20 protein-coding genes are annotated in these 21,986 nt (G+C 63.8%); 12 read left to right on the top strand and 8 right to left on the bottom strand.

Annotated features, from left to right (window positions below):
• The first annotated feature begins 34 nt into the window (after positions 1 to 34).
• The 4 genes from X735_RS158640 (at position 35) to X735_RS158625 (ending at position 6,965) form a co-directional block, all read left to right on the top strand.
• Complete coding sequence (locus X735_RS158640; protein WP_023809853.1) at positions 35 to 1,039, top strand: MoxR family ATPase; 1,005 nt, start codon at positions 35 to 37, stop codon at positions 1,037 to 1,039.
• Positions 1,039 to 2,004, top strand: a complete 966-nt coding sequence (locus tag X735_RS158635) for a DUF58 domain-containing protein (RefSeq protein WP_023809854.1) — start codon at positions 1,039 to 1,041, stop codon at positions 2,002 to 2,004. The genes X735_RS158640 and X735_RS158635 overlap by 1 nt, the downstream gene beginning before the upstream one ends.
• Positions 2,001 to 4,823, top strand: coding sequence for a DUF4159 domain-containing protein (locus X735_RS158630; RefSeq protein WP_023809855.1), 2,823 nt, complete (start codon positions 2,001 to 2,003; stop codon positions 4,821 to 4,823). The genes X735_RS158635 and X735_RS158630 overlap by 4 nt, the downstream gene beginning before the upstream one ends.
• A 63-nt stretch (positions 4,824 to 4,886) precedes the next feature.
• On the top strand, positions 4,887 to 6,965 hold the full coding sequence (locus X735_RS158625) for a membrane protein (protein ID WP_023809856.1): 2,079 nt from the start codon (positions 4,887 to 4,889) through the stop codon (positions 6,963 to 6,965).
• 2 nt (positions 6,966 to 6,967) lie between these two features.
• Here the strand turns inward: X735_RS158625 and clpS are convergent, their stop codons facing one another.
• The 4 genes from clpS to X735_RS158605 form a co-directional block, all read right to left on the bottom strand.
• The gene (gene clpS / locus X735_RS158620; RefSeq protein ID WP_023809857.1) at positions 6,968 to 7,273 is read right to left on the bottom strand and encodes an ATP-dependent Clp protease adapter ClpS; all 306 of its coding nucleotides are present in this window, start codon (positions 7,271 to 7,273) and stop codon (positions 6,968 to 6,970) included.
• 127 nt (positions 7,274 to 7,400) lie between these two features.
• The gene (locus tag X735_RS158615) at positions 7,401 to 7,766 is read right to left on the bottom strand and encodes a hypothetical protein (protein ID WP_023809858.1); all 366 of its coding nucleotides are present in this window, start codon (positions 7,764 to 7,766) and stop codon (positions 7,401 to 7,403) included.
• 215 nt (positions 7,767 to 7,981) lie between these two features.
• Positions 7,982 to 8,215, bottom strand: coding sequence for a hypothetical protein (locus X735_RS158610; protein ID WP_013529962.1), 234 nt, complete (start codon positions 8,213 to 8,215; stop codon positions 7,982 to 7,984).
• A 39-nt stretch (positions 8,216 to 8,254) separates the two neighbouring features.
• The gene (locus X735_RS158605) at positions 8,255 to 8,557 is read right to left on the bottom strand and encodes a hypothetical protein (RefSeq protein ID WP_023809859.1); all 303 of its coding nucleotides are present in this window, start codon (positions 8,555 to 8,557) and stop codon (positions 8,255 to 8,257) included.
• Between the two features lie 252 nt (positions 8,558 to 8,809).
• Between X735_RS158605 and X735_RS158600 the strand changes: the two genes are divergently transcribed.
• Entirely contained in the window at positions 8,810 to 9,526 is a 717-nt protein-coding gene (locus tag X735_RS158600) for a response regulator transcription factor (RefSeq protein ID WP_013529960.1), read from the top strand.
• Positions 9,523 to 10,929, top strand: a complete 1,407-nt coding sequence (locus tag X735_RS158595; RefSeq protein WP_023809860.1) for an ATP-binding protein — start codon at positions 9,523 to 9,525, stop codon at positions 10,927 to 10,929. The genes X735_RS158600 and X735_RS158595 overlap by 4 nt, the downstream gene beginning before the upstream one ends.
• A gap of 51 nt (positions 10,930 to 10,980) precedes the next feature.
• Here X735_RS158595 and choV read toward each other — a convergent pair whose 3' ends face one another.
• The 3 genes from choV to X735_RS158580 form a co-directional block, all read right to left on the bottom strand.
• Positions 10,981 to 12,162 carry a choline ABC transporter ATP-binding protein gene (gene choV / locus X735_RS158590; protein WP_023809861.1) on the bottom strand — a complete coding sequence of 394 codons (1,182 nt, stop codon included), beginning with the start codon at positions 12,160 to 12,162 and terminating at the stop codon, positions 10,981 to 10,983.
• Positions 12,159 to 13,013, bottom strand: a complete 855-nt coding sequence (gene choW, locus X735_RS158585; protein ID WP_023809862.1) for a choline ABC transporter permease subunit — start codon at positions 13,011 to 13,013, stop codon at positions 12,159 to 12,161. Before choW ends, choV begins: the two co-directional genes overlap by 4 nt.
• Before the next feature lie 123 nt (positions 13,014 to 13,136).
• The gene (locus X735_RS158580; protein WP_023809863.1) at positions 13,137 to 14,072 is read right to left on the bottom strand and encodes a choline ABC transporter substrate-binding protein; all 936 of its coding nucleotides are present in this window, start codon (positions 14,070 to 14,072) and stop codon (positions 13,137 to 13,139) included.
• 258 nt (positions 14,073 to 14,330) lie between these two features.
• Here X735_RS158580 and X735_RS158575 point away from each other — a divergent pair, with 258 nt between their 5' ends.
• Entirely contained in the window at positions 14,331 to 14,942 is a 612-nt protein-coding gene (locus X735_RS158575; protein WP_023809864.1) for a thymidine kinase, read from the top strand.
• Between the two features lie 70 nt (positions 14,943 to 15,012).
• On the opposite strand, the gene X735_RS158570 is transcribed toward X735_RS158575, so the two are convergent.
• Positions 15,013 to 15,909, bottom strand: coding sequence for a DMT family transporter (locus X735_RS158570; RefSeq protein ID WP_023809865.1), 897 nt, complete (start codon positions 15,907 to 15,909; stop codon positions 15,013 to 15,015).
• 100 nt (positions 15,910 to 16,009) lie between these two features.
• On the opposite strand from X735_RS158570, the gene X735_RS158565 reads away from it, so the two are divergent.
• The 5 genes from X735_RS158565 (at position 16,010) to X735_RS158545 (ending at position 21,863) form a co-directional block, all read left to right on the top strand.
• Entirely contained in the window at positions 16,010 to 16,867 is an 858-nt protein-coding gene (locus tag X735_RS158565; RefSeq protein ID WP_023809866.1) for a LysR substrate-binding domain-containing protein, read from the top strand.
• 94 nt (positions 16,868 to 16,961) lie between these two features.
• Complete coding sequence (locus X735_RS158560; RefSeq protein WP_023809867.1) at positions 16,962 to 17,351, top strand: cytochrome c family protein; 390 nt, start codon at positions 16,962 to 16,964, stop codon at positions 17,349 to 17,351.
• A gap of 311 nt (positions 17,352 to 17,662) precedes the next feature.
• Complete coding sequence (locus X735_RS158555) at positions 17,663 to 18,751, top strand: hypothetical protein (protein WP_023809868.1); 1,089 nt, start codon at positions 17,663 to 17,665, stop codon at positions 18,749 to 18,751.
• A gap of 31 nt (positions 18,752 to 18,782) precedes the next feature.
• Positions 18,783 to 19,928 (top strand): hypothetical protein, encoded by a 1,146-nt coding sequence (locus X735_RS158550; protein ID WP_023809869.1) that lies wholly within the window; start codon positions 18,783 to 18,785, stop codon positions 19,926 to 19,928.
• Between the two features lie 24 nt (positions 19,929 to 19,952).
• Entirely contained in the window at positions 19,953 to 21,863 is a 1,911-nt protein-coding gene (locus X735_RS158545; protein WP_023809870.1) for an ATP-binding protein, read from the top strand.
• Positions 21,864 to 21,986 lie beyond the last annotated feature (123 nt).

The raw sequence follows: 21,986 nt of genomic DNA on the forward strand, positions 1-21,986 counted from the left end.
GCCATGGTATTCCAACCACAAGGATCGATGCGGCATGAGCGTGATGGTCAAGGAAAGCCCGATCAGCGAAAAGGACATGATCGCCGAGGCCGAAAAGGCGCTTGCCGACATCTCCCGGATCCGCGACGGGGTCGGCCGGGTCATCTTCGGACAGGAAAGCGTCGTCGAGCGTACGCTGGTGGCGCTGCTGGCCGGTGGACATGCGCTTTTGGTCGGCGTGCCGGGCCTCGCCAAGACCAAGCTGGTCGAAACACTTGGCATCGTGCTCGGCCTCGATTCGCGCCGCATCCAGTTCACCCCGGACCTGATGCCGTCCGATATCCTCGGCTCCGAGGTGATGGAGCAGGACGAGACCGGCAAGCGGGCCTTTCGCTTCATCTCCGGGCCGATCTTCGCCCAGCTTCTGATGGCCGACGAGATCAACCGCGCCTCGCCGCGCACCCAGTCGGCGCTGCTGCAGGCCATGCAGGAATACCACGTCACCATTGCCGGCGCCCGCTACGACCTGCCGGCGCCCTTCCATGTGCTGGCAACGCAGAACCCGCTCGAGCAGGAAGGCACCTATCCCCTGCCCGAGGCGCAGCTCGACCGTTTCCTGATGCAGGTCGACATCCTCTATCCAGAAATCGAGGCCGAGCGCCGCATCCTTCTGGAAACCACCGGCATCGAGGACGCGAAAGCCCAGAACGTGCTGCAGCCGGTGCGGCTGAAGGAAATCCAGACGCTGATCCGCCGCATGCCGGTGCCGGAAAGCGTCGTCGAAGCGATCCTGACGCTGGTGCGCTCGGCGCGTCCCGGCCAAGGCAACGCCGAAACCGACAAGAACGTCGCGTGGGGCCCCGGCCCTCGCGCCAGCCAGGCGCTGATGCTGTGCACAAGGGCGCGCGCGCTTTACGACGGACGGCTGGCGCCCTCGGTCGACGACGTGCGTGCGCTGGCCGAGCCGGTGCTGCAGCATCGCATGGCGCTGACCTTCGCCGCCCGCGCCGAAGGCACCAGCGTGCGTGACGTGGTGGCGAAACTCGTGAAAGGGATTTGATGCCGCGCATCGGCGAGGTCCAGGCTCCGGCAGCGACGCGTGACGCGCTCGCCCGTGGCCGGTTGCGGGCCTCGCTTGTGCCAGACCTGCTGGTCGAGGCGCGGCGCATCGTCAACACCGTGATCGCCGGCTGGCACGGCCGCCGCAAGCGCGGCATCGGCGAGAATTTCTGGCAGTTCCGGCCCTATGTCGAGGGCGATTCCTCGCGCATCGACTGGCGCCGCTCGGCCCGCGACGACCACACCTATGTGCGCGACCGCGAATGGGAAGCCGCCCATACCGTCTGGCTGTGGGCCGACCCCTCGCCGTCGATGCTCTACAAATCGACCGGCGCCAGCGTTTCCAAGCAATCGCGCGCGCTGGTGCTGGCGCTGGCCATGGCCGAGCTGTTGTCGCGCAGCGGCGAGCGCATCGCCTGGCCGGGCCTCACCGATCCGTTCACCGCCCGCAACGGCGCCGAACGCATCGCCGCCCAGTTGATGCATGCCGGCGATTTGCCGGCAAAACCCGATTTGTCCGATATCAGGCGCTTCTGCGACATCGTCATCGTCAGCGATTTCCTCGATCCCGTCGAAGAGACGATGGCCTGGCTCGACGTGCTGGCCCGCCACGGCGTACGTGCCCACCTGATCGAGGTCGCCGACCCGGCCGAGGAGACCTTCCCCTATGCTGGCCGAACCGAGTTCACCGATCCTGAGACCGGCGACAAGCTGACCGCCGGCCGCGCCGAAATGCTGGGGGATGAGTATCGCCTGCTCTACGCCGCCCGACGCCACGAACTGGCAGCCTGGTGCAAACGGCTTGGCTGGAGCTTTACCGTCAACCACACCGATCGGCTGGCTTCCGACGCGCTGGTGCGGCTGCACATGGCGATGACCACTGATGGCCCCTCGGTCAGGCCGACCGCTGACGGTCGTGCCGGCACGATCGCCGGTGGCGATCGGCCAGGAAAGGCTGTCGCATGAGTTGGCTGCCGCTTTCCTTTGGCGCCCCCATGGTGCTGTGGGGCCTCCTGGCACTGCCGGTGATCTGGTGGCTGCTCAGGCTGACGCCGCCCAAGCCGCAGACCGAAATCTTCCCGCCGCTGAAGATCCTGGCCCGCGTGCTGAAGCGCGAGGAGACGCCGCAGCAGAGTCCGTGGTGGCTGACGCTGCTCAGGCTCTTGATGGCGGCCCTCATCGTCGCCGCATTGGCCGACCCGGTCTTCAATCCGCGCGAAAAGCTGCCGGCCGAGGGTGCAGCGCTTGCGCTCGTCATCGACAATGACTGGGCAAGTGCCGCCGACTGGGGCAAACGCGTCGCCACCGCCGAGCGGCTGATCAACGACGCCGGCTCCAACGGCGTGCCGGTCGTCATCGCCTTCACCGCCGAAAAGGCCAATGCCGAGATCGGGCCGTTCGATGCCGCCACCGCCCTTGACCGGCTGCGTGCCGCCAAGCCGCGGCCGATCCCGACCGACCGGCCCGCCGTCTATGCCCGCGTCGCCGGCGTGCTGGAGACCTTGCCCGGGGCCAGTGTCGCCGTGCTTGCCGACGGCCTGGCGGCAAAAGGCGATGAAGCCGCCTTCAACACACTTTTGTCGAAAAATGCCACCCGTGTCGTCTGGGCAACCGCAGACAGGCTGTCGCTGACCGGCCTGACCACCGCCGACAACCAGGTCGACGGCTTTGCACTGACCGCCATCCGCGCGCCGGGCGACCCTGCCCCGGCTCAGGTCACCGCCGGCGCCTTCGATGACAAGGGCCGCCGCATCGCCGATGCTACGCTGACCTTTTCGCCTGGCGAAACCACCGCCACCGGCACCATGGCGGTGCCGTTCGAGCTGCGCAACGACTTCGCATCCATCGCGCTCGACGGCGAGCGGCAGGCCGGTGCGGTCCGCGTGCTCGACGAAAGCTCCAAGCGGCGGCGCGTCGGTCTATTGTCGCAGGCCGAGGCCGACCAGGCACAGCCGCTTTTGTCGCCGCTCTACTACATCAGGCGGGCGCTGCAGCCATTCGCCGATCTGGTCGAACCCTCCAGCGCCGATCTTGCCGACGCCATCCCGCAGATCCTCGACCAGAAGCCCGCGATGATCGTCATGGCAGATATCGGCACCATTCCCGGACAAGTCCGGCAGAGGCTTGTCGATTGGGTCGACAATGGCGGCACGCTGGTGCGTTTCGCCGGTTCGCGGCTGGCTACTGCGGGCGATGACGACGATCTGCTGCCGGTCCGCCTTCGCACCGGCGAGCGTTCGCTCGGCGGCGCGCTATCATGGACGTCGCCGCAGCCTGTCACCGAATTCCCCAAGGCCGGCCCGTTCGCCGATCTGGCGCCCCCGACCGAGGTCACCGTCAGCAGGCAGGTGCTGGCCGAGCCGACACCCGATATCGTCGAGCGCACCTGGGCGGCCCTTGCCGACGGCACGCCGTTGGTCACCGGACTGAAGAAAGGCAAGGGCACGCTGGTGCTGTTCCACGTCACCCCTGAGGCAACCTGGTCGAACCTGCCGATCTCTGGCAGCTTCGTCGAGATGCTGCGCCGCATCGTGCAGCTGTCGCGCAACCAGGGCGCGGCCATCGCCAATGCCGAAGCCGCCGCGGCGTCGCTGGCGCCCTATCGCATGATTGCAGCCGACGGCTCGCTGGTGCCGCCGACGCCGGACGCGCGGCCGCTTGTACCGGGCGCTGGCGCGCTGCCGGTGACTTTTGAAAACCCGCCCGGTCTCTATGGTTCCGAGACGGGTGTATTTGCCCACAATCTGCTGGAAACCGACAGCAAGTTGGCGCCCCTGGTGCGCCCGCGAATCACTGTTCCAGTCACCTCGATCCAGTATGCCTTTGACGAATCGCGCAATTTGAAAGGCACGCTGGTCGCGGCCGCCCTGGTGCTGATGCTGCTTGATACGCTGGCGGTGTTCTGGATGGGTGGCCTGTTTTCACGCCGGCCGCGCCGCGCCGGTGCCGTGACAAGCGCCGCCGTCGTCCTGATTGCGCTCGGTGCCTTGTTCGGTCATGCCGACCTTGCCCGCGCCGACGACGCCAAGCCGGGTGACGAAATTGCCATCGAGGCGATTTCGAAGACCCGCATCGCCTATGTGCTGACCGGCGTGCCGGGCGACGATTCGATCAGCCGCGCCGGGCTCGAGGGCCTGACGCGCTTTCTGGTCGAGAAGACGGCACTGGAACCGGGCGAGCCGGCCGGCGTCGACATCTCGAGGGACGAGTTGTCGTTCTATCCGCTGATCTACTGGCCGATCGATCCGGCCGCACCGATGCCCAGCCAGGCCGCGATCGCCCGCGTCGACGCCTATATGCAGCAAGGCGGCACGGTGCTGTTCGACACCCGCGACCAGTTCGCCAACGGCATCGGCGCCGATTCGACCAGCCCGGCGACGGAGCGGCTGCGCGACATCCTCGGCAACCTCAACGTGCCGCCGCTGGAACCGGTACCGTCCGACCACGTGCTGACCAAATCCTTCTTCATCCTGCCCGAATTCCCCGGCCGCTTCGCCGGCAGCCCGCTCTGGGTCGAGGCCTCGCTCGACGCCAGCAACGCCGAGAACCGGCCGGTGCGCACCGGCGATGGCGTCTCGCCGATCATGATCACTGCCAATGATTTCGCTGGCGCCTGGGCGGTCGACGAGAACGGCGATGCGCTGCTTCCGACCGTGCCGGCAGACCCGATGCAGCGCATCTACGCGCTGCGCGCCGGCGTCAACATCATGATGTACATGCTGACCGGCAACTACAAATCCGACCAGGTGCACGTGCCCATCCTGCTCGAACGGCTGGGGCAGTAAGATGAGTTTGTTTGGTGCCCTCCGGTCTCGGATAAACCCTCCCCACAAAGGGGAGGGTAAGGGATGAACTGGTCGATCTCCTTCGAACCGCTGATCTCCTGGCCCCTGCTGGCCTTGGCGCTGGTGCCGCTGGCGCTGCTGGCGCTTGTCGGCCTGTGGTTTCGCCAGCGCGGCTCGGTCTTCCGCTTCGTCGCCCTTCTGGCGCTCGCCGCCGCCCTGTTCAACCCGGTGTTCCTCAACGAGGAGCGCGAGCCGCTGAAAAGCGTCGTCGCGCTGATTGTCGACCGTAGCCAGAGCCAGGATATCGGCGACCGCACCAAGCAGACCGACGAGGCACTGGCCGGGCTGCAGCAGCGTCTTGGCCGCTTCAAGCAGTTCGACGTGCGCGTCGTCGAAGCGGGTAAATCCGAAGCCGCCGAGGAGCGCACCGAGACACGGCTGTTCGGCGCGCTCGAGGGCGCCTTCCGCGACGTGCCGCCGTCGCGCATCGGCGGCGCCATCATGATCACCGACGGCGAGGTCCATGACGCCCCCCCGGCCGCGCCCGATTTCAACGCCCCGCTGCATGCCCTGATCACCGGCAACGACCACGAAAAGGACCGCCGCATCCGCTTCGAGAACGCGCCGCGCTTCGGCCTTGTCGGCAAGCCGCTCGACATGACCTACCGCGTCATCTCGACCGAAAACGAGACCGGCCCGGTCGATGTGCGCGTCTCGGTCAATGGCGAACAGGTCGCGGTCGAGCACGCCACCGTTGGCCAGGCGATGCCGCTGCAGGTGACCATTCCGGGTGCCGGGCGCAACATCGTCGAACTCGCCATCGACCGCGAACCGGGCGAACTGACCGACACCAACAACCGCGCCATCGCGCTCATCGACGGCATTCGCGAGAATCTGCGCGTGCTGCTCGTCTCCGGCGAGCCGCATGCCGGCGAACGCACCTGGCGCAACCTGCTGAAATCCGACGCCTCGGTCGATCTCGTCCATTTCACCATCCTGCGGCCGCCGGAAAAGCAGGACGGCACGCCGATCAACGAATTGTCGCTGATCGCCTTCCCGACCCGCGAACTGTTCGTCGAGAAGATCAAGGATTTCGACCTCATCATTTTCGACCGCTACCAGCACCGCGACGTGCTGCCGATCCTCTATTACGACTACATCTCCGAATATGTCGAAAAGGGCGGCGCGCTGCTGATCGCGGCCGGCCCCGAATATGCCGGCGAAAGCTCGATCGCGCGCACGCCGCTGATGTCCGCCCTGCCGGCGATGCCGACCGGCGAGGTGGTCGACAAGGCCTTCTATCCGCGCCTCACCGAACTCGGCCAGCGCCACCCGGTGACGCGTGGGCTGGATGGCTCCGCCACCGAGCCGCCGCACTGGAGCCGCTGGTTCCGCACCATCGGCGTGCAGAACCCCGAAGGCGCAGTGGTGATGAAGGGCGCCGACAACCGGCCGCTGCTGTTGCTCGACCGCAAGGGCGAAGGCCGCGTCGGCATGCTGCTGTCCGATCAGGGCTGGCTGTGGGCGCGCGGCTTCGAGGGCGGCGGCCCGCATGTCCAGCTCTACCGGCGCATCGCCCACTGGCTGATGAAGGAGCCTGAGCTCGAGGAAGAGCGGCTGACCGCCGACGGCCGTGGCATGGTGCTGGAAATCCGCCGCCAGACGATGGCCGACGATCCCGGCCCCGCGCAGATCATCACCCCGTCCGGCAAGACCTTGACCGTCAAGCTCGATAAATCCGAGCCCGGGGTCTTCCTCGGCAGCGTCGAGACCAGCGAGATCGGCCTCTATCAGGTCGCCAATGGCGACCTCACCGCGCTCGCCCATGTCGGGCCGGTCAACGCACCGGAATTCGCCGACGTCATTTCCACCGAAAGCCGGCTGAAGGCGCCGGCTGAAGCCACCGGCGGCAGCGTGCGCCGGCTGGCGTCGTCCACAGCCCTTGGCAGCGACGTGACGCTGCCCTCCATCGTGCCGGTGCGCTCGGCTGGCGCCGCGTCCGGCAACGACTGGATCGGACTGCGCACCACGGACGACAGCGTGCTCAAGGCCGTCTCGCGCGTGCCGCTGTTCGGCGGCTTCCTCGGCCTCGGCCTGCTGCTTCTGGCAATGGGTTCGATGTGGTACCGCGAAGGACGGTAGGGCTACTCTTCCGGCTCCGTCGTGAACATCAGCGGATAGCCCTTGGCCTTGCCGGCATCGGTGGCACGCGTCGCCTTGGTCTCGGCGACATCCCTGGTGAACACGGCGACGACGCAGACGCCACGCCGATGCGCGGTGATCATCACCCGATGCGCCTGGTCTTCGCTGAGTTTGAACTCGCCCTTCAGCACCGTCACCACGAACTCGCGCGGCGTGAAATCGTCGTTGATGAGGATGACCTTGTAGAGCTTTGGCCGTTCGACCTGCGGCTTGACCTGGACGCGCGGTTTTGTGGTGATTTCAGGCATTGGAACCGACCATTTGCGTAAGCGACCTTCGCCATTCTGGCACCAGCGAAAGCAGCCGTCTATTTTGATCAACGCCGCAAGCCGGGCGCGGCTATTCACACCTATGTGGGAAAGTGTCGTTTGCCGTTCAACGGCCCTGGCGACCGAACATCCGACGGCTTGGAATCTGCCGCGCGGTCGTGGCGGACGGCATATCGGGGCGAAAGCGGTTTCCACCGGCATCCGCCCGGCGTTCCAGCCAGGTCGCGATCGGCCACGCGGCGACGCAGATCAGCGTCGCGCCGGTCAGCACGACCAGCAGCCAGGTCTGTGCCGGCGTGATGTAGTCCCAGCTGGTGGAAATCGCCGGCGCGAACAGCGAAGGCTCGGTGCGTCCGGTGGCCGGATCGGGCACCGGGCTGGCGGTGAACAGGATCAGCACCCTGGCGACGCCGGTGGCAACCAGGCCGCCGATCACCATCGAGCGCAAAATGGACGAAAGCCGCTTCTTCATGCGGATTGTCCTACACGGTCGGCGTTGCAAACGGGTTAAGTGTCAGTCGAGGCGGAAGCTGCCGGTGCCAGACTTCGTCAAGATCAGTTGAACCCATCGACCCGCTTCATCGCCAACGTCAGGGCTTCAGCGGTTCGGACAGGAAGAAGGCCGCTCCAGCCGAAACCAGCTGGAGCGGCCTTGGTCAACAGGCCGGCATTTTGCGCCGGACCTTATTAGGTCTTCGGGGCGTCCTTCTTGACGGCCTTCTCGGCAGCCTTCTTGTGCTTCTTGACGGTCTTCTTGACGACCTTCTTCGGAGCAGCCTTGGCCGGAGCGGCAGTCGCCGGAGCGGTGGTCGTCGAAGCAGCCGGAGCAGCGGTCGTGGTGGCGGCGGCGTTGCCGAGAGCCGGCATCGCGAAGGCGAGAGCGACGGCGAGACCCGTTGCGGAGAGGATGGACTTTTTCATGGCTTCGTTTCCTTTTTATGCGGGCCAAGTTTCGGAGTGTTACTGAACCGGGTCGTTCGGCGTCACTCCAAGCAGCTTCAAAGCACTGGCGAGCATCCGGATGCCCTGCGCCTGTTTCTTGGCGGCGCAGTACCGGTTGCCCTTTCTCTGAAGTGCCTTTGCCGCGGTGACCTGCGTTGCCGTGGCATGGGTTTCGAGGGCTTCATCAAATTGGTGGCTAAGATTGGCGCACCGTTCGCTCCGGGTTGTGAGCGTCACCTTTGCGTCCGATTGTCCGACAGCGGCAGTGACCAGGCAGAAGCCCAGCAACGCACCCAACAAACTGATCGACAACCTTGGCATCGGTTTATCCGTAAACCCGGAGACTAGCGTCGCAGCCGATGACCTGACCGCCACGAGATCAGTTATGCCCTTGAAATTTTTCAGGAGTTTTTCTGAACTGTAGAATTTTGTTTCTGGATTGTGTCTGAGAAAGCCGGTGTGAACCCGTCATAGCCACTGGCCAACATATGGCCTGAATTCTATCGTGTGGGTTGCGACAGAAGGGCTTGGCAATCAAAGACAGAAGGGCTTGGCAACAATGACAGGGCTGCTGTGAAATCCGACGCACACATACTGATCGTCGACGACGACAAGGGTATCCGCGACCTGCTGCAGGAATTCTTCCAGAAACGGGGCCTGCACACCTCGGTTGCCGCCGACGGCATCGAGATGGAGACCATCCTGCGGCGCGTCCAGGTGGACCTCATCGTCCTCGACGTGATGCTGCCCGGCAAGAGCGGGCTGGAGCTGTGCCGCGACCTGCGCGCCCAGTATTCGACGCCGATCATCATGCTGACCGCCGTCACCGAGACGACCGACCGCGTCGTCGGCCTGGAAATGGGCGCCGACGACTATGTGCCCAAACCCTTCGACCCGCGCGAGCTTTTGGCGCGTATCCGCGCCGTGCTCAGGCGCAATGGCGCCGCCGAGCCGAAGCGCGCCACCACCAAGCAGATCTACCGCTTCGCCGGCTGGACGATGGATTGTGCTCGGCGCCGGCTGATCGCACCCGACGATGTCAGGGTCGAACTGACCATGGCCGAATTCAATCTGCTGCAGACCTTCGTCAAGAGCGCGCAGCGCGTGCTGACCCGCGACCAGCTCATCGAGCTGTCCGGCGGCGACAGCGACTATTCCTTCGACCGCAGCATCGACATCCTGGTCAGCCGGCTGCGACGCAAGATGGAGGATGACCCGAAGACGCCCAAGCTGATCCTGACCGTACGCAGCGGCGGCTACCAGTTCCTGCCCGAGACGACCTCCGAATGAGACGTTTCCTGCCGCAGACCTTGCCTGTCTGGGTGCTGCTGATCGTCATTGCCGGCCTGCTGATCAGCCAGGTCGCGACCCTCTATATCGTGTCGCGCGACCGCGCCGCCGCCAACGGCGTCGTCGACCTCTACCGGCTCAACGACCGTGCCTTCTCGCTGGTTCAGCTCATGCATGACGCCAGTCCGGACGAGCGCAAGGCGACGGCGACCGGCCTCTTCAACTCCACTTACGCGCTCACCGTTTCGGACACGCCGGCGGTCACTTCGTCGATCGCCGGCGACGACGAACTGGCCGAACTCGAAGACATCCTCGTCGGCCGGCTGTCGAAATTCGGCATCACCGATGCACGCGTGCGCCGCGATCCGGCGACGCGCGAGGCCGATGACGCGGACGGCACGGCGCCGGGACCCGACATCGGACAGGTCGAGCGTGACCTTCTGGTGCTGGCCGCCGACTTCGCCCAGAGCGACAAGCTGACGGCCTCGCTGCGCTTCGCCGACGGCCAATGGCTGAACTTCACCGAACCGATCACGCCCGTCGGCCCGATCCTGAGCTTCGACAGCCTGCCGCTTTATTCGCTGATCGCAGGGCTGGTGGTGATCATGTCGATCTGGTCGCTGCGCCGGCTGACGGCGCCCTACCGGATGATGGAAACCGCCGTGAACCGGATCGGCAAGGATCTGAAGAGCCCACCGATCGCCGAGAGCGGCAGCCGCGAGGTCCGTGCCGCCGCCAAGGCGATCAACGCCATGCAGGCGAGGTTGCGCGAATATGTCGAGGACCGCGAACATCTGGCGGCGGCATTGGCGCATGATCTGCGCACGCCGATGACCAGGATGCGCCTGCGCCTGGAGCTGTTGCGCAAATCGGCGGTCCGCGAGGCGCTGGCGCACGACCTCGCCGACGTCGAGGGCATCGCCAGCTCGGTGATCGACTTCGCCACCTTCGAAGTGACCGAGGAAAAGAACGAACGCATCGATTTCTGGTCGCTCGTGGAATCGATCGCCGACGGCTATGACGACGTGTCGTTCGACGACGAGACCCGTTCGCGCGGGCTGATCTGCATGGCGCGGCCGGTCGCGCTCAAGCGCTGCGTCACCAATCTGGTGCAGAACGCGGTCACCTACGGCAAGAAGGCGCATCTTTCGCTGCGCCGGTCGGAAGACATGATCCTGCTCACCATCCGCGATGAAGGGCCCGGGATACCGCAGGCACAGATCGACGCCGTGTTCGGCTCGTTCGTGCGCCTCGAACAATCGCGCAACCGCCAGACCGGCGGTCTGGGCCTCGGCCTGACCATTGCCCGCAACATCGCGCGCGCCGCAGGTGGCGAGATCCGCCTGTCCAACAACCCGGGCGGTGGCCTGCTGACGCAACTGCGCCTGCCGCTGGCGGCATAAAAAGCATTCAAGCAGCCTCCGCTGCCCGCGGCGGCGTCCACGAATTTGGCGTTACCGCCGCAGCACCGCGCTCAGCACATCGCGGATGCCGATGGCGCCGACGAAGCGCGACTGGTCGTCGAACAGCGCCACGGGTGCTGTCTGCGAGCGGTGCATGGCCAGCATGACGGTTTTCAGCGAGGTGCCCGGATTGGCCCAGAACACCTGCGCTACTTCCTCGGGCTGGCCTTCGACGTCGGCGCACGACACCCACACCGCCGGCTTGCCGTCGCGTTCGGCCGCCGCCACCAGCCCGTGATCGTCGATCTTGAAGCGCGTCGTCTTGCGGCGGTCGAGCCACACCCAGCCGTCCTTGCCGTGCTCCAGATCGCGACGGTCGCGCATCACGTTCCAGGCGGTCAGCACCGACAGCGGGTTCACATTGGCGATGAAGTCGCGGACATAGTCGTTGGCAGGCCGCAGCACGATGTCCTCCGGCGCGCCGGTTTGCACGATGCGCCCACCCTCCATGATGGTGATGTGGGAGCCAATCTTCAGCGCCTCCTCGAGGTCGTGGCTGACGAAGATGATGGTCTTCTTCAACTCGGCCTGCAGTTGCAGCAATTCGTCCTGCAGCTTGGTGCGGATCAGCGGGTCGAGCGCCGAGAACGGCTCGTCCATCAGCAGGATCGGCGCCTCGGTGGCGAAGGCCCGCGCCAAGCCGACGCGCTGCTGCATGCCGCCCGACAGCTCATGCGCGTATTTCTTCGACCACTGGTCGAGATTGACCAGCTTGAGCTGGCGTTGCACGCGCTCCTTGCGCTCGGCTTCCGGTACGCCGGCGAGTTCGAGGCCGAGACCGACATTCTCCTCCACCGTACGCCAGGGCAAAAGGCCGAACTGCTGGAACACCATCGCCACCTGTTTCTGGCGCAGGCGCCGCAGGGTCGCCTCGTCGCAGGTGACGACGTCGACGGTCTTGTCGCCATCCTTGACCAGCACCTGGCCGCGCGACACCACGTTGAGCCGGTTGACCGCCCGCAGCAATGTCGACTTGCCCGAACCGGAGAGACCCATCAGCACGGAGATTTCGCCCTCGTTCACGGTCAGGCTGGCGCCGGCGCAACCCAGTACATTGCCGGTCTTGTCGAGGATCTCGGCGCGGCTGGCTCCGGCGTCGACCATCTTCAGCGATCCGGCCTGGTCGGCGCCGAAGACGATATCGACGTTCCGGAAATCGACGGCGACGGTCATTTCTTGCCTCCAACGGCGATGCGGGTCATCCGGTCGAGCACGATGGCCAAAACGACGATAGCGAGGCCCGCCTCAAGCCCGAGGTCGATCTTGCGCGAACCCAGCGCCCGGTTGATTTCGGTGCCGAGGCCGCCGGCGCCGATCAGTGCGGCAAACACCACCATCGACAGCGACAGCATGATGGACTGCGTCAGACCGGCCATGATGGTGGGCAGCGCCGAGGGCAGCTCCACCTTCCACAGCAACTGGCTCTTGGTGGCGCCGAACGCCTCGCCGGCTTCGACGATCGACTTCGGCACCGAGACAACGCCGAGATGCGTGAGACGAACCGCGGTCGGGATGACGAAGATGATGGTGACGATGAGGCCGGGCGCATTGCCGAGGCCGAACAGCGTCAGCACCGGGATCAGGTAGACGAAGGTCGGCAGCGTCTGCATCAAATCGAGCACCGGCAGCATGACGCGATAGACCTTCGGCTTGTGCGCCGCCCAGATACCGAGTGGCACACCGATGGCCATCGAGACGGCGGCGGCGGCAACCACCAGCACCAGCGTCTCTACCGTCTGCTTCCAGAGGTTCTGGTTGAGGATGAACAGCAACCCGAGAAAGACAGCCACGGCCAAGCCTCTCGATCGCTGCAGATAATAGGCAAGCAGTGCAATCAGCGCGATGAGAAGGACCGGCGGTACCAGCAGCAGCGTGTCGACCACTCCGTCGAGCAGGAAATTCAAACCGCCGGAGAGACCGCGGAAGAAGGTGTTGAAATTGTCGGTAAGGAAGGTGAAGAACGCTTTGCCCCATTCGCCTATGGGGATCTTGTAACTGACAAAGAATTTTGAAATCGGATCCATCTTGCCCCTCTTTGACAGTCGCCGTCCTTGCCGGACGGTCATCTTGTCACAGGATATGAAAAAGGGCAGCCCCTTCTAAAGTGACTGCCCTTCTTGATCGGTCACGCCGAACGCAAGACCTGCTCAGCTTCCGAGCGCAGTCTTCACGGCTGCAGCCGCGTCGCCGCCATCGAAAGTGGTCACGCCGGCAATCCATGGAGCAACCGCGTCCGGATGCTTCTTGAGCCAGTCGGTCGCAGCCGTATTGGCATCGGCGCCCTTGAGGATCGCGTCCATTATCTCGCCTTCCATGTCGAGATTGAACTTCAGGTTGGCGATGAATTTTCCGGCATTCGGGCACTCGGTGGTGTAACCCTTGCGCACATTGGTATGCACGGTGGCTGCGCCAAAGCCGCTGTCGCCCATGCCATCGAGATAGGTGATCTTCATGGCACCCATCACCGGATGCGGCGTCCAACCGAGGAACGCGATCCACTCATTGCTCTTGATCGACTGCTCGGCCTGCGTGAGCATGCCAGCCTCCGAGGATTCGACCAGCTCGAAGCCTTCGAGATTGTCCTTCGGGTTCTTGATCATGTCGAGGATGATGCGGTTACCATCATTGCCGGCCTCGATGCCGTAGATCTTGCCGTCGAACTTGTCCTTGAACTTGCCGAGGTCGGTCAGCGTCTTGACGCCGGCGTCCGCGACATAGGTCGGCACGACGATACCGTAGCCGGCGCCACTGAGGTTTTCGCTGATGGTCTCGACCGAACCGTCGGCGGTGTAGTCCTTGATGTCGTTGGTCATCGACGGCATCCAGTTGCCGAGGAAGACATCAAGATCCTTGTTCTTCAGCGACGCCATGGTCACCGGCACCGACAGCTGGATCGTCTGCGGTTCGTAGCCGAGCGCGGTGAGCAGTACCGATGCGACGCCGGTCGTCGCCTGGATGTCGGTCCAGCCGACATCGGAAAGACGCACCGCCTTGCAGCTCGCCGGATCGCCGGCAAAGGCAGCGCTGGTGGACAAAAAAGCCGCCAGGCCGAGGCCGGCGACGAAAGAGTTCATACGCGACATAGACAGTCTCCCATTGTGATTCTTTGGCGAAGCGTAGCTACGGTTTCTATGCCCGCCTTGTTTCGTCAGCCAAACACCATTCTGGTGTGGTTTCAAGCATTAAGACAATCACGATCAACGGCGCGGGCTGGCCAATCAGCGACACATCAGGCGCTTTTGCCATGCCGGACGGTTTTTTCGAAGACGGGCGGGCTTTTTCAGGGGAATGCGGGCGACCGCCCCTCCCCGTATCAGGGCAAGTCGGCTTAAAAGAGCGGCATGGCCAAGCTTTACTTCCACTACGCGACTATGAACGCCGGCAAGACGACGATGCTCTTGCAGGCCTCTTACAATTATCGCGAGCGCGGCATGGGCACGATGCTGTTCGTCGCCGGCCACTACCGCAAGGGCGACACCGGCCTGATCTCGTCGCGCATCGGCCTGGAGACGGAAGCCGAGATGTTCCGCGATGGCGACGATCTGTTCACCCGCGTCGCCGATCATCACGCGCATACGTCAGTGCATTGCGTCTTCGTCGACGAGGCGCAGTTCCTCGAGGAGGAGCAGGTCTGGCAGCTCGCCCGCATCGCCGACCGGCTGAATATCCCGGTCATGTGCTACGGCCTGCGCACCGATTTCCAGGGCAAGCTGTTTTCCGGCTCGCGCGCGCTGCTGGCCATCGCCGACGATTTGCGCGAAGTGCGTACAATCTGCCGCTGCGGCCGCAAGGCGACGATGGTCGTGCGCCTCGGCCCCGATGGCAAAGTGGCGCGCCTGGGCGAGCAGGTGGCGATCGGCAAGGACGTCTATGTCTCGCTCTGCCGCCGTCATTGGGAAGAAGAAATGGGCCGCGCCGCGCCCGACGACTTCATCGGCTTTATCAAGGGCTGACTCTGTCTCTTGGTTTTTGGAGCAGTTCCCAGGGGGAGCGCTATGTGCTTTTCTTGGAATTGCACCGGGCTCATACGGTCGAGACACGCCACTTCGGAAACCGCCAACCCAGCCGCACACCCAGCGTCGCCACTGCAATCAGCGCCATGCCGGCAGCCTGCGCCAGCCCGAGCGGATGCCCATAGATCGCCCAGTCGACGATGATGGCGACGACGGGATAGATGAAGGTGATGACGCCGATCACCGGTGTCGTCAGGCGCGGAAAGGCCGAATTCATCAACACGTAGGCAATGCCGGTGTGCAGCACGCCGATGCCGAGCAGCCAGCCCCATGACGCAAGCGCAATATGTTGGCCGACGCCGGCGAACGGGGCGAGCATGACGACCCCCACCACCGTCTGGCAGAGTACCGTAATTTCGGCGCGCTGCTGACCAAGGCCCTTGGCGAGGATCGTTGTAACGGCGTAGAGCATTGCGCCGCCCAGCGTCAGCGCAATGCCCGGCGCCCAGTTGGCATCGTCGTGGCCGTGCGCGAAGACGAGGCCGCTGGCCAGCACGACGCCGAGAAACGCACCGAGCATCCACAGCAGTTGGTCGAGCGAGATGCGCTCCTTGAGGAAGACGACACCGATCAGGACCACGAAGAACGGCTGGATATGGTAGATAATCGTCGTCGTGGCGATCGATGTCATGGCGAAGCCGGCGAAGAAGGCCGTCCAGCTCAGCACCATGCAGACGCCGGCAAGTGCTGCAAGGGCAAGCCGAGACGGCGACAGCGTCCGATCCGGCAGATAGCCGCGCAACAGGCACCATAAGAAAAGGAATATCGCGCCGAACACACATCGCCAGAAGACGACGGCAACGGGATGCAGCCCCGATTCCGTGGCGAAGGCGCCGACCGTGCCTGCGATCACCATTGCCAGAGCAAGGCTCGCGGCCGGGAAGCGGGCTGTCGAGGCGTCCGTCATGTGATGGTTCCCAGCGATCCCAGCAACCATCTGGTCACTGGCGCCACCTTCAAACAAGCGAATAGATTTGGCATGACCTATTCGATATGCTGATAGCACCATGGCCGCGCCACTCGATCTCAATCTGCTGAAAACCTTTGTCGCCGTCGTCGAGAGCGGCAGCCTTTCCAATGCAGCACCCAGGGTCGGCCGCAGCCAGTCGGCGGTCAGCATGCAGATGCAGCGGCTGGAGGAGATAGTCGGCAGCCAGCTTCTGGTGCGTGGTCCCAGAACCGTCACTCCCAATGCGATCGGCGAGGATTTCCTGATCTATGCGCGCCGGTTGCTGAAACTGTCGGATGAAGCCTGGGCAAGCGTCACCCGGCCTAAGGAAACAGGCAGCGTCCGCTTGGGGGTGCCCGACGATTATGCCGCCTTCCTCCTGCCGCCCGTGCTCTCACGCTTCGCGGCGGAGCATCCCCTGGTGACGGTGGAGTTGATCTGCGAACAGTCGACCGCGCTGGTGAAGACGCTGGCGGAGGGGCGGCTGGATCTGGCGATCATCACCCGCTTGCCGGAGCAGCCGCTTGAGGTGATCCGGCTGGAACGCTTCGTCTGGGTCGCCTCATCAAACCATGTCGCCTGGGAGACCGATCCGCTTCCGGTCGCCTTGTTCGAACCGGGCTGCGCCGCCAGGATGAATGTCCTGCAGGCGCTTGGCGATGCCGACCGCTCCTATCGCTGTACCTATTCAAGCGCCTCTCTGCTTGGCCTGATCGCCGTCGTCCAGGCCGGGCTCGCGGTGGCTGGCCTCGCCCTGCGCAGCGTACCACCGTCGCTGCGCATCGTCGGCGGCAATGAAGGGCTTCCGGTGCTGCCGGACCTCGAAATCGGCATCCTGCGCAACCCGCTGTCGACGACCCAGGCGGTCGAGCGGCTGAATGATTTCCTGCGCCGCGATCTGGCACAACAGGCCTGACTCGCGGGCCTGTCTTCCGCAATCCCGCCGCGATGCAGCGTTTGTTAAAGCCTCGGTACTATAAGGCCGCCAGCCAGAACTCTCCGGAGGCAGCATGTTTCGAGCCGCTTCGTCCGCCAGCATCCTTCTCCTTGCCAGCTCGCTTGTGGCCCATGCCGGCGGCGACCCGGCCCTGGGCAAGAAGGCCTTCAACCGGTGCATGGCCTGCCATGAAGCAGCCACCGACCGCGACAAGGTCGGTCCGCATCTGCTGGGCGTCGTTGGTCGCACCGCCGGAAGTGCGGAGAGTTTTCTTGGCCGCTATTCCGAGGCGATGAAGAGTGCCGGCGCCGCCGGCCTGGTCTGGGATGAAGCCAATCTCACCGAGTATCTCAGGGCACCCAAGCTGAAAGTGCCCGGCAACAAGATGGCGTTTGCCGGCCTGGCCAAAGACGACGACATCGCCAATGTCATTGCCTATCTGAAGGCCGATCCCAAGCCCTGATCCGCTGTTCGTCAGCTCTGTAAAGCCGGCTTTCTCCTCGCATATCGCGGCCGCGATTGCTTCGGTGGTTTGCCCAATACAAAGGCATCCGTGCGCCTTCGCCTTGCCGCATGAAAGTTCAATGACAGCTGAACTATGGCTGGTCGGCAAGCTAATCACGCCAAGCCCACGCCTTCACTGGTTTTCAAGACCCTGACGAATTTTTTTGTTTTCACGCCGCCCTTATCTTCACGTCTTTCAATCCCCTGATGCCCCACATATATTCGCCGCTGTTCGCGACCAGCGACGTCATGCCGAAGCGGGAGGCCCCAATGGCGACATTGCAGAATTTCGACGCCGAAATTGCCAAGACCAAGCAGGTCGTGCAGGACATGCGCTCCAAGATCGAGCAATCCGGCACCATGCTTGATACGCTTGCCACATCAGACAAGAAGATCGGCGACGCAAATTTCGACCTCGAGAACGCCCGCATCGAGGATGTGCTGAAGCAGCAGAAGGTGATGGAAGGCAACATTGCCGACCTGATCATCGGGCTGGAGGACGCCACCAACGTCTTCGGCGCCGAGTTCGAGAGCATGAAGAACTACACCGGCTGGGAAAAATTCATTGGCATCTTCTCCAGCCAGAGCAAGCAGCGCATGCGCACCGACCGCGTTCGCAACATGTCGCTGGCCGGCAATCTGCAGGAACTGCTGGTCAAATCCGACACCATCGTCGGCATATTGAAGGCGCAGAAAGAGGTTCTCGACCAACGCTACAAGACCTCGGAAACCAGCCTGTCTCAGGTTATCGAGCGCCGCAAGACCACCATGACCAATCTCGAAGCCGTGCAGAAGCGCATCGAGGAGCTCAACCCGATGCTGCTCGACATCGAAAACAAGATCGCCGCTTCGACCAGCCAGAAAGACCGCACGCAGCTCGAAGGCGAACGCTCCAAGCTGGCGACGGAATACAACGAAAAGCAGGCCAAGGAGCAGGAGCTGCTGGCCGAGAGCCAGACGCTCGAGCGTTACACCTCGATGTTCCAGACCTTCGTCGATTCGCTCAACAACCAGATCGCCGCGCAATCGACGCTGATCAACAAGCTGACCATCGATACCGAGCAGCGCATCGTGCTCTACAAGGCGCTGGAAGATTCGCTGAAGACCGCGGCCCAGCAGGACGTCGCCCACAAGATCAACACGCTGGGCAGCCGGGTCGACAACACCGCCGAGGAAACCATGGCCGGCATCGGTGCCGCATCGCAAAAGCACATCGGTGACCTGCTCGAGATGCACGAGAAGAACATGGTCGCCACCGCCGACATCCAGCGCCGCAAGAAGCTGGCCGACGATGCCTTCGCCCGCCGCTTCGACGAGGTGCTGAAGAAGCACAATTCGGCTAACTACGTGCAGTCTTAAGGGTGACAGCACTGCCCGCGAGCGACCAGGCATGACCCCCGAAAACGAAGCGGCGGCACGGTATTTTTCCGCCATCACGGCCGCGCTCAGCGGCCTTGAAGTGTTCATGCGCGACGATCGCTCGCCGCTCTACCGGCATGGCATCGTCGCCAAGATCGTCGCCGAACACATCGCCAGGCTCGACAAGTCGTTTTCCTGCTGGCGCAACCGGCTCGGCTTCATGGACACATTCCGCATTTCGCGCGCCGAAAGCGGATTTCCGGTGTTCCAGAACCTGCTCGAACTGGAAAACGACCGACGCCAGGCCGACGCGCGGCTTGCCAACATTCCGCTCGCCGGCGAGTTGCGCGAGGAAATGGCCGACTTCATCCTGCGCCACAAGGAATTCCCCGCGGCGCTGCAGAAGTCGATAGCCGAGCGGCTTTATCTCGAGGACGTGAAAAGCGAGAACACCTTCGGCCCGTTCACCCTGGCGCAAACGGCCAAGGTCTCGGTCAATCCGAAGACGGGGCGGCCTTATTATCTCGTCCACTGGGCGACGTTCGACGGCAGCGCCAACCTGCCGCTAGTCTACATGGTGACGGTGGAGGATTCGTCCGAAACGATGATTCGCCAGCTTGTCGATAGAAACGGCAAGCTGAACGAGACGATTGACATTCCGCTGCCGGTCGATGGCCTGCTCAATCCCGAGCTTGCCCACCGTTTCGACGATTTCACCGAGAAGAACTCCGCCTATACGCTGTCGCCGGCGACCATCGCGGTCAATCTCGACAAGGATTTCGAGCCGCTGCACCCCAAGCAGCTGCGCCGCGTCGTGCTCGGCCCGTTCTATTCGGCTGGCATTACCGACAACAATTCGACGGTGACCGAGGTACTCGCCAAGGTGCGCAAGCCCGAAAATGCCTGGCTGCTGACCTGGACCATCCAGGAGGTCTATTCCAAGGCCGAGAAGCCCGGCCGCAAGGGCCTGTTTTCGAGCGAGAAGACGACCCAGGAATTCTTCATCAACACCGACGATCTGGAAGCCGCGCGCCAGGGCGTGTCGAGCTATGAAAACCACGCGCTGATCCCGCACGAGGCCTATCAGGCGCTCTACGCCGCTGGCGAAGCGCAAAAGGTCTTTGCCGGCTACAAGGTTCACATCCTGTCCAACGGACAGGTCATCTCGGACGTCTGACCGTCACACCACGGAGCACCCTTCATGGATACCGGCCTGACCACCATCCCGGAAGCCGCCATCGAGAAGCACCGCGCTACCGCGCAGAGCTTCATCACCCGTGTCGTCGTGCTGGAGGACCCGTCTAGCTCCTCCGGCACAGCGCTTGCCGGCACCAACCGCCGCTTCGTTTCGACCGTCTCGGTCGGTTCGGTGCGCCGCACGCGCGAGGTCGAGCTGTCGAAGACCGTCGGCGCCGTTCATCCCGATGATCAGCTGCTGACCATCCCGCAGCACACGCTCCTGTTTCGCGCCCGGCGCGGCACGGCGATCGCGCTGGCAATATCGGACGTCTTTGCCGAGGGCTCGGACCTTGAAAGTCTGCAGGCCAAGAACACCCGCGCGCCGCTCGAAGGCGACGAGGCGTCTACCTTCAAGAAGCTTCTGTCGGCCTCGGCTTACATTTCGGCCTTCAGCCTCGCCTCCTACCTGTTCCAGCTGATCGACAGCGACGGCGAGGCGCCCAACGACAGTCCCGAACCGGACTTCCTGTTCGACACGCCGCAGGATGCGGTGAAGTCGATCCTGGCCAGCCTCGACAAGGCGATCTCGGGATCGTCCGACGACGCCGACCTGATGACAAGGGCGCGTGCCTTCGCCCGCGTCGCCATCGACGGGCTGCTGGCCCGCAAGGGCCGCTTCGACGGCATCGGCCCGTTCGAGAACGCGCATATCCGTATCGATGCCGACGATTTCACCCTGGATGGTTTCGACGTCGCGCCGGGCAAGCGTTCAAAACCGCTGGTGATGACATTCAAGAAGCCGGAAGAGGTCGTCGGCAATCACATCGCCAAATACCAGTCGGTCAAGCTCGCCAAGATGCTGATGGCCTACGACTTCGAGCGCGAACTCAATCCGTTCGTCGAACTCGGCGGCTTCCTGTTCACCTTCATCGGCGACGGCGCCCCCGGCACCGGCAAGACGACCCTGATCCAGATGATCGCCGGCCTCGTCAACGGCTACTGCCAGGTCGCCGGCTATCCCTTCGCCTACGAGAATTTCGGCGTCGACCAGATCTCGTCCTATCAGGGCAAATCAGGCCAGAACTGCCGCCAGTTCATCAACAATGTGCTGAACCCGCGCGTCATCGGATTCGGCACCATCGACGACATCGACCAGGTGGCGGCGCGCCGCTCAGACGACCGCGCCTCGGCCGGCCAGCAGGAAATCACCGGCGTGTTGATGGATGCCTTCGCCGGTGCCGCGACCGTGGTGCGCGGCAATTGCTCGTTCGGCATGTTCTCCAACTATCCCGAAAATGTCGACGACGCGCTGCGCCAGCGCGCCGGCGCCCGCTGGCTGGTCGACGGGCCGCAGAGCCGCAACGACTACATCGATATTTTTGTCCTGCTGGCGGGAAAAAACCACAAGATCCCGCTCGGCGACCACGATCTCTACGCCGCGCAGGAAATCCAGCGCGCCGTGACCGAAGCCTATGAGGGGCACGAGAAGCCGCAAGAAGACGGGCTGATGAAGGTCTACGAGCGCTACATGAAGGAGAACGGCGCACCGAAATCGATGGCCGACATCGGCACCTATCTGCACCTGATCAAGGATGCCGAGCCCCGCTTCACCGGCCGCGCCATCAAAAACGTCACCGACGCCATCAAGATGCGCGCCATGGACATCGAGCTTCCCGACGACTGGTTCGAGAAGCCGGAAGTCTTCATGCACAAGGGTTATGACGAGAAGAAAGCGATGATCGAGGAACTGCGCGGCCCCTTTTCGATGGACATGGTCATGCAGGAGATCAACCGCTACGCCGACTCGGAGTTCCGCTATTCCGACAAGTCCGACGACTCCGCCGTACAAAAGCTGCTGCGCGACGCCCGCCTGCGCGAACGGGCCGCGCGCGAGATGGAGGAGATGAAGAAGAAGGGGCTGTGGAATGCGTGAGTGCGCGCCTACCCCCCTCTGGCCTGCCGGCCATCTCCCCCTCAAGGGGGGAGATCGACTTTCACCATCGCTTTTGCCAATCTTCGACCTATCTGGAGAAGCGACACGGACGACGCTGCCAAT

Source organism: Mesorhizobium sp. L2C084A000 (assembly GCF_000502875.1).
Lineage (GTDB): Bacteria > Pseudomonadota > Alphaproteobacteria > Rhizobiales > Rhizobiaceae > Mesorhizobium.